The sequence below is a fragment of the Oribacterium sp. FC2011 genome (assembly GCF_000701645.1).
Classification (GTDB): Bacteria; Bacillota; Clostridia; order Lachnospirales; family Lachnospiraceae; genus Oribacterium.
On the sequence record NZ_JNJM01000005.1, the window covers coordinates 1 to 15,275 of the forward strand.

The following is a 15,275-nucleotide window of genomic DNA, read 5'->3' on the forward strand; positions in this document are numbered from 1 at the left end:
GAAAGTAAGCCAGTGGAATGACCTCAGATGGATAAAACCGGTTTTGGAGTCATTGAAAGTAAGCCAGTGGAATGACCTCAGATGGATAAAACCGGCTCTGATTCACACATCTTCTTCTATGTGCAAATCAGAGCCCGTTTAATTATTTATGAGATTTTTCTGATGTCGCGTGTTGCGATTACAGCTACGCCGGTGCCGGCAGCGTTTTCGATGAGGACGTCACCGATGCTGATGGGTGCCTTGCAGACTGCGTGGTTGATGTCCTGCATTACTGCGAAGATTTTGTCTTTTGGAATGTCGTTTGCTGTCTTGCAGGAAACTCTTTCCTTGTCACCTTCCTTAACTGCTATGGTTGAGGTTACGATTCTTGTAGGATTTGTTACTTCTTTCCTTGCATATATATCCCCTCTTTTACAGGTGTTTCCTGTTACCGAGAGGACTTCTCCTTTATCCATTTCGACTGTGAGCTGGCAGCCCATGGGACAGCCGATACAGGTCAAATGTCTCTGCTCCATAATTCTATTCTCCTTACTCTTTTTCAATCTTGATGGTAATAGTCTCCATCTCAGGTCTTGCCAGCAGGTCTTCCTTCTTTACGATAATCTGTTCCATTTCGCCCGGTGCCAGGATCTGGCGCTTTCTGTGCTGAACTCTCTCGTCTCCGTAATATACAGAAACGTAGGAATCCTTATATACATCACCGACACGGAAGCGGACTGTCAGATTCTCATCCATACGGCCGGGGTCGATGGATGAAGGAACTGTATATCTTGCACCGTCGGTTGCAGTAAGCTTAATGAGCTTTCCGGAGGCGTTTTCATCAAGCTGTCCCTTTACATACTTTACTGCGTTCTCTCCGGCACGTCCGGCTTCTTCTGAAACGTAATCTACGAGGTCGTGAACGTGAAGGACATTGCCACAGGCGAAGATGCCGGGAACATTGGTCTCGAGGCTCTCGTTTACAACAGGGCCTGAGGTGATGCGGCTCATTTCAATGCCGGCGGACTGTGAAAGCTCATTCTCAGGGATAAGTCCGCAGGAAAGAAGAAGTGTGTCGCAGGTGTATCGCTCTTCTGTGCCGGGGATCGGCTTACGGTCAGGTCCAACCTCAGCGATGGTTACAGCTGAGATATGCTCCTTGCCTTCGATGTCGATGACCGTGTGTGAAAGCTTGAGAGGGATTCCGTAGTCGTCAAGGCACTGTACGATGTTTCTCTTGAGTCCGCCTGAGTAAGGCATAAGCTCGGCAACAACCTTTACCTTTGCGCCTTCAAGAGTCATACGGCGTGCCATGATGAGTCCAATGTCTCCGGAGCCCAGGATAACAACTTCTCTTCCGGGCATGTAACCCTCGATGTTAACAAGTCTCTGTGCTGTACCTGCTGAGAAGATTCCGGCGGGTCTGTAGCCGGGGATATTGAGGGCTCCTCTAGGACGCTCGCGGCAGCCCATGGCGAGGATTACTGCTCCTGCCTGAATCCGGAACATTCCGTCTGTGCGGTTCATGGCTGTAATGACCTTCTCAGGAGAGATGTCCATTACCATGGTGTTCAGTTTGTATTCAATGTTAAGATCCAGGGCCTGCCGGATGAAGCGGCCTGCGTACTCGGGACCTGTAAGCTCCTCTTTAAATGTATGAAGACCGAATCCGTTGTGGATACACTGATTAAGGATTCCTCCCAGCTCTCCGTCTCTCTCAAGGATGAGAATGCTGTCGCAGCCGGCTTTCTTTGCGGCTACTGCTGCGGCAAGACCTGCAGGTCCTCCGCCGACTATTACGATATCTACTTTATTCATTCTGCTACCTCCTTGGAGTGCTCAAGCACTATGTTTGACTTTCCGCCGTTCTTTGTGATCTCTGTAAGTGGAAGTCCCAGCTCTCTTGCAAGGATATCCATTACACGGGGACTGCAGAAACCTGCCTGGCAGCGTCCCATTCCTGCTCTGGTTCTTCTCTTAATGCCGTCCAGTGAACGTGCGCCGAGAGGTCTGTGAATGGCATCAAGTATCTCGCCTTCTGTTACAGACTCACATCTGCAGATAATCTGTCCGTATGCAGCATTCTTCTTGATAAGTTCATTTCTTTCTTCTAATGAAAGCTTCTTGGGATCAAGCACATCTTTTCTTGTAGCGATCCAGTTTTCTTTCTCTGTGAGCTTCATCATGTCGCGAAGGAGATTTCCGATGTACTCTCCGATTGCCGGTGAGCTTGAAAGTCCCGGTGACTCGATACCAGCACAGTCGATGAAGCCCGGTGCATCCTTAACTTCTCCAAGGATGAATTCCTGATGATCTTCATGAGCACGAAGTCCTGAGAAGGAAGTGATAACACTTCTTAATGGAAGGTTCTTTACATTCTCGGAAGCCTTGGCTGTAATCTGATCCATTCCAAACTGAGTTGTGTTGGTTGCATCCTTATCATCCTGATCGATGGCTGTAGGTCCTACAAGGAGGTTTCCATGAACTGTAGGTGCTACCAGAACGCCCTTACCGAATTTATTGGGCTGAGGAAAAATAGTGTGACTTACGTGATCCCCTACTGTTCTGTCCAGGAGGTAATACTCTCCGCGGCGCTCGATGATGTGAATCTTCTCTTCGCTTACCATGTTGTGGAATACGTCTGCGTAAACGCCGGCAGCATTAACAACATATCTTGTCTTGTACTCGCCGTTGTTGGTGCGGAGATGCCATAAGCCATCCTCACCCTTGGTGATCTTCTCAACGCGGGTGTTGAAGCGGAAGTCTACGCCGTTAACATTGGCATTCTCTGCCATAGCGATATTAAGCTTGAAGGGGCAGATGATTCCGGCAGTCTCTGCATAAAGAGCACCCTGAACGTTATCGGAAAGGTTCGGTTCCATTGCGAGGGCTTCTTCTCTGTTCAGAAGCTTCATGCCGGGAACGCCGTTCTTAATACCCTTGTCATAGAGCTCCTTAAGTCCCGGAAGCATTTCCTCATGGACACATACAACCAGTGAACCGTTTCTCTTGAAAGGAACGTCCAGATCCTTGCAAAGCTGGTCCATCATGTAGTTTCCGCGAACGTTCATCTTTGCCATGTTTGATCCGGGCTCAGCATCGTAGCCTGCGTGGATAATGGCGCTGTTTGCTTTTGAAGTACCGCAGCATACGTCCTCTTCCTTATCAAGAACACATACTTCTACGTTGTAGCGGGAAAGCTCTCTCGCTACGGCTGCACCGGTGACACCTGCACCAATAATGATCACATCGTAAGTCATGATTTATTATCTCCTCGTTTTATAATTGGATGATTTACATTGTTTATAATGATTACCGGTCCGGATCCGGGTTTTCATACTAATATGGTTAATTAAAGGTATCTTTTGGCCTCACATTTTATACCAAGCCAAGGTGGCTTTTATATATTGACTTTATTTATCTCTTGTCCCAGCCGAAGGTAGCCTTTACTGCCTGATTCCATCCGCGGATTTCTTCTTCTCTTTGTTCCGCTCTCATCTCAGGATGGAATTCTTTATCTATCTGCCAGTTCTTCTTGACGTCTTCCTTGTCATTCCAGAAGCCGGTTGCAAGTCCTGCAAGATAAGCGGCTCCCATGGCTGTGGTCTCAACACATTTAGGTCTGTGTACCGGAGCATCGATGATGTCTGACTGGAACTGCATCAGGAAGTTGTTCTTGCAGGCACCGCCGTCTACCTTAAGTGATGTAAGGTGAATGTTGGAATCCTTTTCCATGGCTCTCAGCACGTCGTTTGTCTGGAATGCTAATGACTCCAGCGTCGCTCTGATGATGTGGTATTTGTTTACGCCACGGGTAAGTCCTGTAATGACGCCTCTTGCAAAGGGATCCCAGTAAGGAGCGCCCAGTCCTGTAAAGGCAGGTACCACATAACAGCCGTTTGTATTCTTAACTCTTGTGGCGAAGTACTCGGAATCTGCAGAGCTGTCGATGACTCTCAGCTCATCTCTCAGCCACTGAATGGCTGCACCTGCTACATAAACCGAACCTTCGAGAGCGTAATTTACTTTTCCGTCGATCCCCCAGGCGATGGTGGTGAGAAGTCCGTTCTTTGAGAATACCGGTTTCTCGCCTGTGTTCATCAGCATGAAGCATCCGGTTCCGTAAGTGTTCTTGGCTTCTCCGGAATCGAAGCAGGTCTGTCCGAACAATGCACACTGCTGGTCTCCGCCGGCCCCCGCGATCTTAATGGGACCTCCGAAGAACTCAGGATCTGATTCTCCGTAAACGTAGCTGCTTGGCTTAACCTCAGGAAGCATGCAGCGTGGAATGTTGAGCTTCTCCAGGATTTCATCATCCCAGTCAAGAGTATTGATATTGAAAAGCATGGTTCTGGAAGCATTGGAATAATCTGTTACATGAACTTTTCCCTTAGTGAGCTTCCATATGAGCCAGGTGTCTACTGTTCCGAAAAGCAGCTCTCCTTTTTCCGCTCTTTCCTGTGCGTTCGGCATATGGTGGAGGATCCACTGAAGCTTTGTGGCTGAGAAGTATGGGTCAATGATGAGGCCGGTCTTCTTCTGGAAGCTTTCCTCAAGTCCTTCCTTCTTCAGTTCTTCGGCTGCGTCGGCGGTTCGACGGCATTGCCATACGATTGCGTGACATAAAGGCTGACCTGTGAGCTTGTCCCAGACGATGGTGGTCTCACGCTGGTTTGTGATACCGATGGAAACGATATCCTCAAAGGTTGCTCCGATCTTCTGCATTGCACGTCTTGCTACAGAAAGCTGTGACTGCCAGATCTCACCGGCGTCATGCTCAACCCAGCCGGGATGAGGAAAAAACTGTGTGAATTCCTTCTGCGCTACCGAGCAGATGTTTCCTGCTTTGTCAAAGAGGATGCAGCGGTTACTGGTGGTTCCGGCATCCATGGCCATTACATATTTAGACATTAATATATTCCTCCATATCACTTACTGATTTAATTGTTTTACGAACATCTGCCCGATATATTTCTTAATTTAAAGGCAGATTTGATGTGACAACCTTAGTTTGTAAACCTGTCACATTTTCATTAGTAGTAAAACTACATGTTCCGTATTTCCGAATTAAGTTGAAATTGATTTTATATATCCCAGATCTTCTGGTTTGTGGTTGAAATTGAAATCACTCCGTTGTTCAAGGCGTTTAGCACTTCTTCTTTTGTACTGATGAGGCCGCTCGCCATGATGCGGACTCTTGAGATCCTTCGTAAATTCTCAAAGAACTCCGGAAGAAGTATTCCAGGCAGAACCTCGATGATGTCGGGCTGAATATCCTGGTGGCTCTGCTTCTCAAAGTTCTGAAGAGCGATAGTGTCCAGCATGAAGAATCTGAGTACTGTATTTAACCCAAGCTCTTTTGCATGTTTTATAAGGTTCTGTTTTGTTGTGATGATGCCGTCTGCCTCTGTGTGTTCTTTTATGAAATCCAGTGAGATTTCCTTGGAAGTGAGCCCGTTTATCAGGTCCATGTGAACCACAACTGTTTTCCCCGCATCCTTGATTCGTTTTACGATATTTGGGATGCTGCAGACGTCGCCATAGAGAACGAAGATGACGCCAATGTCGGTTTCGAGACATTTCTCAAGTCCCGCATCATCTTTTATTGCGGCAATGACCGGATTGTCCTCGATTTTTTCGATAAAGTCTTGTCTTAGCATGTTTTTACCTCGTTTTGGGCACAAAAAAAGAGTACAGCTAGTAAGCAGCCTTCATAAACTGCTTACTGCCATACTCTCTACTCTCCGTGGCAAAATATTTATGGATGCATTCTAGCACTTTAAGATTAAATGTACAACAGAAAACAGCAAAAAAGCCAAAAATTTTTTTCAGCTGTGTTTGTGCCTTGTCTATTTTACACTATAAATGCGGTCAGAGCCAGTAGGTCTCACAATTCCTTATGCCGATAGTATTGCCATTGAAGCGTACCATCATTTCTGTAAAACCTTGTCATTATGGGATCGACAGTGTTATAAATCAGGTTTTCAAAATCCCACTCGCAGACGTATATTGTCTGAAACGGAGATTTTTCTATGTCGTAAAGGAAAATATTGGCTTCACCGTTCCATTTCCATTGAGGCATAAGATTCAGCATGTTCCTGTACTCTTCGGATGTGACAAACAGGAATAAGTCTGTATCTCCATATGGGTATTTCTTTCCCTTGTCGTCGATTATCTCCCGAAGGATTGCATCGGTACATTGCTTGATAATGGGACAGTCTGACTGATGACATTCTTCATTTAAAAATACCTTATCATCCCCAACAGCCTTACAGCCGTGATTCCTCAGCCTCTGGATGAATTCGGCATTATATCTTGTATGAGTCACCTCGATAAATCTTCCATCCTTGTATCGGAGATCCGGCATCTTCGGCCTGGAATTGTCGTCAGTATATTCTTCATCCATCTCTATTCCGATGTTCTCAAGAATTTCAAGCGCTTCATTTTCGCCTTGTTTTCGTTTAATCATTGCATGCTATTTATTCTTAGTGATTCTTCTTGAAGCTCCTTAGTTACAATCACCCTGTCTTTATCGGAAACTTCAAGGTTATTAAATGCCTGATCTAAAGTAAAAGAAGCATTTTTCATCAAATTTTTAATGTTCTGTACTAAATTACTAATTCTATTTGTCTCAGCATATTGTTTTGCATATCTTTCAACTTTTTCACTCACGATATCACGACCTTTCTCTGTTTCTTTAAAATGATGAAGACCTTCTGCCAAAAGTTTGAAATTCATGTTTTCTGATGATTTCGAATTAAAGTCCTCAATCAACTAGCCCATTGATATTAATTTGGTTTTGAATATAGACACTTACTTCTGCTTCCTGCATTAAATTCTGTATCTCCTTAAATCTATAATATCATTGATAAACATTCCTAACAATCAGTAAACCAATCATTGTTAATTCTTTATTGTTAGAGAAAAATGTTGAATTCATTTATTACTGATTGCAGTTCATATATCATCAATGCATAAACCTTAACACAACTTTCATTCTTTTCATATTGTCTAAATTCCGACCATATATATGATTTTTGGAATTGAAAAAGCCTCTCTCGTCTTCAAAAACGAGAGAGGCTTTAAATGTATTCAAATTATAATCTATTTACAATATACTCCGGTGTATCTTTAACTACCACAGAAGTTACTCGACCTTCTGCTTCATGAGCATCCCAGACAGCTCCGGTTCCGATATGCTCTGCGCCATAATCATCAAAATCAAATTCGATAGTAGCGTTTTTTCTTGTAACACCCTGATCTCCGTGATCATCTGATGTCAACGTATTATAAAACGGAAGGTTGTCTGCCAGACCGGACCAGTTGTTACTTAGGTTGGTCGGAACCTCAACATTGTAGATGGATATCTGAGCTATTCTTCCATTATGATAATTAATAGACCCTACAATTTTATCGCCGTCCTTGATTACATAGGTGTTAAGAACGTAATCATAATTGTCGTCATTTGCTGTGTAGGTTATATATTCAGACATAGCCCTTGAGTAAGCGCTGCGAATGTTGGCTACCGCCACCGCATCCCTGCTTTCCTCAAGCTTATCTGTATATACATTTAAACAAGCAGCCACAAGTACACCTATTATAGCCGCAACTATAAGAAGTTCTGCTAACTGATAACCTTTTAATGATATTGTTTTCATGTATTGCCCTCACTACAATCACAAATCCTCGTATATATTAACTCTTATTCTGGATTTTTAATATGGGCTATAAGTTAAAATTTTATAAATTTTTTTATTGCAGGTAACAGTTCAGCCGGTGGACCACTAACCCCGTCCCTATGGTCCACCGGCTGAACTGTTACTCTTTTCTTTCATTGTTGCGATGATTATCTTTGTTTTCCCGTTTCAAACGCTCCGAAGCATTTCTCACTTCTTCCGATGTGATGGTGACAATGTTTGGATTTTTATATCGTACTTCTTCTAATGCTTCCTCATAATTGTTGATGAAGAACTCAATGCTTTCACGCATCAGCAGCATGGCGGAGCTTATCTCGTTATCGTATACGATGAGGCGGCATTCGGCCATAGCCCTGGTATCGGCATGGCTGATTTTGTTTCTGACTTCTCCAAGATGATAATAGGCGTAGAGAACTTTCTGTACGGTTATAGTGTCGTCGCAGGCTGTGTGACCTGTTATTTTTTCAGGTGATTCATTATCGATGGACAGGATTCTGAGATAGGAATAGATCTTGTTTCTGTCTTCACCTTTGGAACCGTTTAGTATTACAGCCGAACGGTCATAAGTCTTAATGAAATAGTGTTCTATGTCCTCCATCTTATAGTATTCATAAGGTTTCAATGCCAGACGCTGATGTGCAAGGATCTTAATGACATCTGCAGCCTTGTTCTCGTCATCGCAATAGTAGAAAATACCTGATCTGACAATATTTGCAGGTGCATGGGATTCGATCAGAGTCAATACCTGTTGGTACAGCTGATGCTTATAGGTCCATTTGATAAGTTCTATAAACGGAATTGTGCCGTCACCTTCAAGAAATGGCTTATAATCCGCCTTAATGCATTCGGCGATGATACCGAACAACAATCCATATTCACTTTCTTCTTTCCAGGATGACTCATCCCGGAATATCTCGTGCAGACGGTCTATGCCTTCCTGAACCTCAGGGATATTACACATGGAAATGCCTACATCAACATGGCGTGCAGCATAGATAAGCTTGCTTATCCTTTCATCCTGTACACCAGAATTCTCCCAGAAATTCACAAGCATATCTGTCTTACTGTAGTTAAGAAATGCATGAGCTGCCGAAACAAGTTTTGTGGATTTGGAAAGTGCCGTGCTGTCTTCAATTTTTACTGTCAGGCTTCCTGCAAGATCTATCACCTTGTATATTTTCTTAAGACAAACATTGCTCCCGGGAGTAGATATAAGGATGTCAAGCATGTTGAGGATGAGCTGACCGTCTATAGCGGAATCATTACTCAGGACTACATAAAGATTTATCTCATCTTCTTCCCCGTTTACGAACGGATCTGTGTCAAGCATGCTGTTGACCCAAAACTCCCGTTTTTCAAGCATAACCGCCGGGATGTATCGTGCAGAGACATTTTCATTCACTTCAAGACACTCAAGCTTTGCAGATGGCTTTAATTCGTTATACAGATAGTTCTCTACCCACTTGACAACTTGTGCCGTATTTTTTCTTAGATCCGGAAGTGACGTAAAGAGGTAAGTTATTAATTTCTCATATAGATCCCGGTTGCCGGAAAGCTCATCAAAAAATCGGTTAAGACGTTTTGTTTCCCGCTCTGAATACGACTCCTGAAAATCATTTATGAGTTTGACCAGATTCTCACGAAGTGCCTCATCCACTAAGGTATCACTATCCTCCTCGGTACTGACTTCATTTATGTACTGTGCCATGCGATATCTGTAAAGATCAAATGCAGAATGATGAGTCTCATAGTAAGCATTGGCCAAATACTCTGCATCCTTTAGCTTAAAACTCTTTTCAACGTCCATGTCGGTCCCAAGCTTTAGTGATGGAAATTTTTCTTCTCCGATGATCAGGATCTCCGCAACAGGTACACGCGCCAGAATCAACTTTGTCCCGGCCTCAATGCTCTGCATGGCTTCACAATAATTAAAACCGAATTCACTTTTAGCAGAGTAATATCTCGGTTTTCTATCGTCACGAGATACATCCAGTGTTGTAAGAAGAATATTTTTAGTCATGTGCGCTCCTCATCTTAAAATCCATACACAAACCACCACTCGCTGTATTCGTAAATATAAAATAATATTAGCATAAGTACGAAAGTCTCTCAATTAAGTTGAAAAATCAATTCACTGACTGCTGGAATGATACTCTTAATAAAACCATTCTTTACTTCCTCATGTACTTTCAAAGATGAGAATATAAAAACTTTGCTCAATGCATGTCATATACAGTTTTCATCTCCATATCTATTATAAGTAGATTTAACTACGATTGCATTTAACTCGTGGTTGATATCTTATCTTTCGTTACTTAAATTCCACCGGTAAACCCACTACAATATGACTAATGACTACATCAATCAAAACGTAAAAACGAGGAATCGCATTTTATGCGATTCCTCGTTCTATATTTTATGATCACTAACCCGGATCATTGACCCGGCTACATAGACCTATGGTTTTAAAGATTCATTGTAATACTTCATAACATCATCTTTTGAAACCTTTTCATATATTTCATTTTTTATCACGGCTTTATAAAGTTCATCAAAATCATTGATATAGACCTTTAAACTCTTTACCAGTGCTTCGAGCCCTTTATCTGTGCCTATTACTATACCCTTATTTTCCATTGCTGTTGCATATGTACACAAATCACTCACCTCCACTTCTACTTCTTTTGTCAATTTAAGTGTATATTCAGATTTTAATTTTTGAACTTTTTCTGCTCCATCGATTCGTTCATCGAAAAGATCTGTAAGCATCCGTATAAGTTCATTATTGGATTTCTCCGGATTATGTTTCTCACTGATATAAATGATTATCGCATTAAGGATATCATATCTTGGGTTATCCGTGTTATTACCGTACAGGAAGTTTCTGTTTATATCATAAATCTCAATGGAGTTTGCTCTGGTCTGAGCTGCTTCTGTACAAAGCCAGATGGAATATACCTTTTTGATATTCCCGTACTTCACGGGATCATCACTGTCCGTTGTGAACTCAACTCCCTGCTGTGCTGATATCATACGGCAGCAATAGAATAAAGCCCTCAGCGGTAAATCATACCCGGGTTTATCTTCGTTCTGAGCCTCAAGATTTATGATGAGTTTGATATACTCTGAACCACATTTTCCAGGCAATCTGAGATACGTTCGTATATCAAATCTATCCAGACCTTCTTCATTTAAATATGCTTCGGTATTCAGACCATCAATCCGTTCACCTGCATTGGTGAGCCCACTGTCAACATAAACCTTACTTACGAGAACATCACCTTCTATACAGGCCTCAATGTCATCAAAATTCATATCCCGACACTCTGACACAACTTCTTTAAAAATCCTTGCTAGCAATGGTTTATATGCAAGGATATTTTTAACCGTCATATCCAGCCGGATCTTATCGGGGTCTGCAGCCATTAAGGCTTTCCCCAATCCTGTTAATGTTTCCATATCTTCTCCTAAAGTGAGCGAGAAAGATATGACCTTCTCGCTTTGATTATATATCAGTTCTGCGCAAAATTAATAATGAAATTTGTATTTTCTGGAATGACCGTCCCAGAAGAGTATTTAAGATTGAAATCAGCTGAATTCTATAGATTGTCTTTAGACGTATGCATCATATCACAGCTTAAAAGTATTTCATATTTTCTATTTTCAGACTATATATCCGTTGTACCAAGTTCAGAAAGCATCATAAAACGGATATGGTTCTAATTCAGACTATATGCATTATTCTTTTTCTCTGCTATCATATCTTCACAAATAAAAACAGCCATTAAAGTACCCTAAAACCACTGAAGGAGGCCTTAATTCCATGTGTACAGTCATGCAGCATTATGAAGAGATCGCTGAGCAAAGAGGAAAACGTTTATTATTATTTGAGATGGTTCAAGATGGCGATATTGATGTAAAAAAAGGTGCACTAAAGACCAATCTTTCCGAAGATGAATTTCTTAAAGAAATGAAACTTGCTGGCTTCAAGCCTCCAATCAAGTGATAAATTCACCTAAGTTCAATGGCAACTGCCGAAGATATGGTCTAATCATATCGACACTTGGGCAAGGCTTTTTTAAGCTACAAAATTTGTATCATACAATCGAAACTCAAAAACGAGGAATCGCATTTATTGCAATTCCTCGTTTTAATTGTAATAGGTCTGTTTCTGACTATAAGTCTTATAAACCACATAATAAAGCCTCTCTCGTCTGCAAACGAGGGAGGCAAGAACATGACAGACTACGAAATCATAATGATCATGTTTTTTTATAATTTTGTGGGCATTATCATTAAACAAAGTCAACCGACGTTACATATCCGTCTGCAGCATAGCCGTCCCAGTTTGATCCATCAACACCTCCATCATGGGAGTGTCCGCTTCCGCTTTCATCGAAATTGAAGACAATCATATATTTTCTCGGAACACCGGTATCTCCATCATTCCAGGGTCTCATATGACCATGAAATGGAAGACTGTCACCCATACCGGACCAATCATTTGCCTTGGTGCTTTTAATTTCTACATTCATCACACATATCTGGACTATTCTTCCCTTTCTAAAATTAACAGTCATAACACGTGTTCCGGAGGAATTGTTAACATCATAACTATGAACTGCATCATCCATGCGACTGTCTGAAAAAGAATTGGTTAAGTATTCAGCCATAGCCTGAGCATAAGCACTGCGGATATTGGCAATTGAAGCTGCATCTCTGCTTCTTTCAAGCTGGTTGGTAAATATAGGTATACTGATAGATACAAGTATACCTATGATGGCTACAACAATAAGCAGTTCAGCTAATGTGAAACCTTTTCTTGATAGTCTATTCATATTTTTTCCTCTTAAAAATTATAACTATACTTTATTTTACAATATAATCGATATATTTAATAGTATTTATAAGAGATTATTATTGGAATTTACTAAGGAATGGTAATTGTTCGGTTGAAAAGGCAGAACGTATGTGCTATATTAAAAAAGCGGTTCATCCGCTTTACAAGTACCCATGACGAGGTGGTAATCTCCCGAGCCATATTATAAGGTGCTCCATTATTTGGATGTCACTGTGGAAGGGAGGTGGCGCACATGACGGACTATGAAATCTTAATGATTATGCTGACTCTGTTAGCATTGCTTTTTACAGCTTGTGGTTTCTTATTGGCGTTGCTTAACTTTCTCGATAAGAGAAACAAGCGAAAAAAATAAAGCCTCTCTCGTCTGCAAACAAGAGAGGCGGCTCTCACTGAGAGCTAAATAACATCTATTGGGAGCATCCACTTTGGAGTGGGTACTATCCTTACTGATAATATATCATTTGTGATTATAATTTTCAATAAAAAGCCAGAATTATAGAACACATTATTAATCTAATGATTACCAAGTTGGAGTATAGAATGGTCCCATCATCTTGAATACTAACTGTCCATGCTGTAGCAGTTTTTTCACCTATTTTAGAAATTACATTTAAACCACTACCTGTAGCTCCTGAATATGTCCATGTCTGTATCTAGTCAAATATTCAACATACACCTTCGCATAACATAATTTCAAACTGATTAAACTAAAAATCCTCCCTCGTTATTTAACAAGGGAGGATTCTCTAATTTAGAGTTAAATATTCAAAAATATCACTTAATTCAATAAACAAACATTACGTAAATGTTGCAGCAGATCCATCACTCTTCACAGTAATAGTAATCGTACTTCCAGGTCCAAACTTACTTGCTGATACACTAGCACCACCAATATCTATAGTTCCATCACCTGCTACACCCTCAAGGCCTGTCTTTTGCTGTGTGCAAGTATATGTAGCTGTTCCAGTGACGACTTTAGTTGTAGCATCTTTCGCTATTGTAATAGTTACATCCTTAATTGCTGATGCATGGTCTCCAACATCCTCTGTCAAAACATAAGCTGTTGTTTCTGCATATAAAGAACGAAGATTAGCAAGATCTGTAGCTTCTCTCGCTTTCTCTAACTGTGATGTAAAAATAGGAATTGAAATCGCAACGAGTACACCAATGATAGCAACTACGATGAGCAACTCAGCCAATGTGAAACCTTTTTTGTTAATCTTTTTGAACATGTTTTTTCCTCCTATCGATGTTCTATTTCTTTAATTTTGAACTGCATCCTTGCAGATCAGCTCATGTGATGTGTGGCACCGGATACATTTCTTTCAGGATGTACCGGCAGTATCTATCTTCACCCGTTTCCGGGTAAAAATTTTGTTAAAACAGGTTATACATGGTGAACATTGGCAGGTAGATGGAGATAACCAGAAATCCTGCAAATATTGCCATGATAACAAGTAGTGTGGGCTCCAGCATGGTGATGGCCTGTTGTACACGGCGCTCTGTTTCATTGGCGAAGTATTCGCCGATTACATCCAGAGTCTTATCAAGCTCACCGGTTTCCTCACCTACAGCACACATATCTTTAAGTGTGTTCGGGAAGTATTCGCAACCCTTTATACATTCACCAAGCTGCTTACCTTCTTCTATACGCCCGATCATGCCTTCTATGTCTTTCTGTAAGAGATAGTTGTCCATGACCTTTGCTGTAACTGATACGGCGTTATTTAAAGTAAGTCCGGAACCGATCATGGTTGACATGGTATTGGCAAACTGGGAAGCTCCGTTTAAAACATTGATCTTTCCGATGACCGGCAATGTCAGTGCCAGGTTTGCCTCAAGAATCATTCCCTTTTCGGTTTTTACAAACACCTTCCAGGCAACGATCAATGCTATCAATATGATCAGCATCGCTAACCACGTCTTTGAGAAAAACTCTGCGGTTTTGATCATAATCCTTGTCATCAGAGGAAGCTCGCCTCCCAGACTGCTGAAGACCTGCGCCAGAGTTGGTACAACCTTCACCATGATGACTATAAGAACTATAACTGCGATGATGACTACAAATATAGGATAGGTAAGCGCACCACGTATTTTCTCGGAATTGGTAGCGCTGGTCTCGTAGTACTTGTGCATCCTTTGAAAGGAATTTTCCAGGGTACCGGAAACCTCTCCTGCCTTAATCGTCTCAATAAATGTTATAGGAAACGCATCAGGATACTTCTCAAAGGAACTGGTTAAGGTTGAACCTCCGAGAACATCTTCAGAAGCAGTTTCCAATATCTTCTTTAATTTTTTGTCCTCAGTCTGTCCAGCTATCATCTCAAGGGCATGTCCTATAGGCATTCCGGATTTAAGCGTTATTGCAAACTGTGAACACATAAGTGCCAGGGCTCTGGTCTTGATCCTGGGATTTCCTATCTCCATATTGAGGAGGCTGTCAAATTGCTTTTTCTCCTTTTCTATGGGAGTAAGACTCGTAATAATCGGGCACTTCTGTCTTATCTGGGCAACTGCCGAGTATTCATCCGGTGCCGATATGACACCTTTTGTTTCAACACCCTCTGCAGTTAAAGCTTTGTACGAATAAGTAACCAATGCAATCACCCCTTATCGCTCAGGTCATTGCTTTATATGTTTAGAATATAAAGCAAAATATAAATATTTACAATAGTATTATTTATATTTTTTATTCCTACACAAAGTTTATCGTCGTGAATCCGAAAAACATAAATGTA

14 protein-coding genes are annotated in these 15,275 nt (G+C 41.6%); 1 reads left to right on the forward strand and 13 read right to left on the reverse strand.

What is annotated here, in order from left to right; translation table 11 throughout:
- Positions 1-146: 146 nt before the first annotated feature.
- The 10 genes from T357_RS0105105 to T357_RS0105150 all read right to left on the reverse strand — a co-directional run bounded on the left by T357_RS0105105 (position 147) and on the right by T357_RS0105150 (position 11,135).
- Complete coding sequence (locus T357_RS0105105; RefSeq protein WP_031549435.1) at positions 147-515, reverse strand: DUF1667 domain-containing protein; 369 nt, start codon at positions 513-515, stop codon at positions 147-149.
- Positions 516-528: 13 nt separating this feature from the next.
- Positions 529-1,797: an NAD(P)/FAD-dependent oxidoreductase gene (locus T357_RS0105110; RefSeq protein ID WP_031549437.1), complete on the reverse strand. Its 1,269-nt coding sequence runs from the start codon at positions 1,795-1,797 to the stop codon at positions 529-531.
- On the reverse strand, positions 1,794-3,239 hold the full coding sequence (locus T357_RS0105115) for an NAD(P)/FAD-dependent oxidoreductase (RefSeq protein WP_031549439.1): 1,446 nt from the start codon (positions 3,237-3,239) through the stop codon (positions 1,794-1,796). The genes T357_RS0105110 and T357_RS0105115 overlap by 4 nt, the downstream gene beginning before the upstream one ends.
- A 157-nt stretch (positions 3,240-3,396) precedes the next feature.
- Complete coding sequence (gene glpK, locus T357_RS0105120; protein ID WP_031549441.1) at positions 3,397-4,890, reverse strand: glycerol kinase GlpK; 1,494 nt, start codon at positions 4,888-4,890, stop codon at positions 3,397-3,399.
- A 173-nt stretch (positions 4,891-5,063) separates the two neighbouring features.
- Complete coding sequence (locus tag T357_RS0105125; RefSeq protein WP_031549443.1) at positions 5,064-5,639, reverse strand: glycerol-3-phosphate responsive antiterminator; 576 nt, start codon at positions 5,637-5,639, stop codon at positions 5,064-5,066.
- Positions 5,640-5,866: 227 nt separating this feature from the next.
- Entirely contained in the window at positions 5,867-6,448 is a 582-nt protein-coding gene (locus T357_RS0105130) for a hypothetical protein (RefSeq protein WP_031549444.1), read from the reverse strand.
- Positions 6,445-6,717: a hypothetical protein gene (locus tag T357_RS0105135; protein WP_031549446.1), complete on the reverse strand. Its 273-nt coding sequence runs from the start codon at positions 6,715-6,717 to the stop codon at positions 6,445-6,447. The genes T357_RS0105130 and T357_RS0105135 overlap by 4 nt, the downstream gene beginning before the upstream one ends.
- Before the next feature lie 359 nt (positions 6,718-7,076).
- On the reverse strand, positions 7,077-7,637 hold the full coding sequence (locus tag T357_RS0105140; protein WP_031549448.1) for a type II secretion system protein: 561 nt from the start codon (positions 7,635-7,637) through the stop codon (positions 7,077-7,079).
- 160 nt (positions 7,638-7,797) lie between these two features.
- Entirely contained in the window at positions 7,798-9,696 is a 1,899-nt protein-coding gene (locus T357_RS0105145) for a TM1812 family CRISPR-associated protein (RefSeq protein ID WP_031549450.1), read from the reverse strand.
- A gap of 437 nt (positions 9,697-10,133) precedes the next feature.
- A complete protein-coding gene (locus T357_RS0105150) occupies positions 10,134-11,135 on the reverse strand; it encodes a hypothetical protein (protein ID WP_031549452.1) in 1,002 nt (333 codons plus the stop codon).
- A 364-nt stretch (positions 11,136-11,499) separates the two neighbouring features.
- On the opposite strand from T357_RS0105150, the gene T357_RS0105155 reads away from it, so the two are divergent.
- Positions 11,500-11,682 carry a hypothetical protein gene (locus tag T357_RS0105155; RefSeq protein ID WP_031549454.1) on the forward strand — a complete coding sequence of 61 codons (183 nt, stop codon included), beginning with the start codon at positions 11,500-11,502 and terminating at the stop codon, positions 11,680-11,682.
- Positions 11,683-11,971: 289 nt separating this feature from the next.
- On the opposite strand, the gene T357_RS20030 is transcribed toward T357_RS0105155, so the two are convergent.
- From T357_RS20030 to T357_RS0105175, 3 genes are all read right to left on the reverse strand, one after another.
- Positions 11,972-12,514 (reverse strand): type IV pilin protein, encoded by a 543-nt coding sequence (locus tag T357_RS20030; protein ID WP_049962287.1) that lies wholly within the window; start codon positions 12,512-12,514, stop codon positions 11,972-11,974.
- A gap of 820 nt (positions 12,515-13,334) precedes the next feature.
- Positions 13,335-13,769: a type IV pilin protein gene (locus T357_RS19025; RefSeq protein ID WP_044916211.1), complete on the reverse strand. Its 435-nt coding sequence runs from the start codon at positions 13,767-13,769 to the stop codon at positions 13,335-13,337.
- Between the two features lie 145 nt (positions 13,770-13,914).
- Entirely contained in the window at positions 13,915-15,135 is a 1,221-nt protein-coding gene (locus tag T357_RS0105175; protein ID WP_031549460.1) for a type II secretion system F family protein, read from the reverse strand.
- Positions 15,136-15,275 lie beyond the last annotated feature (140 nt).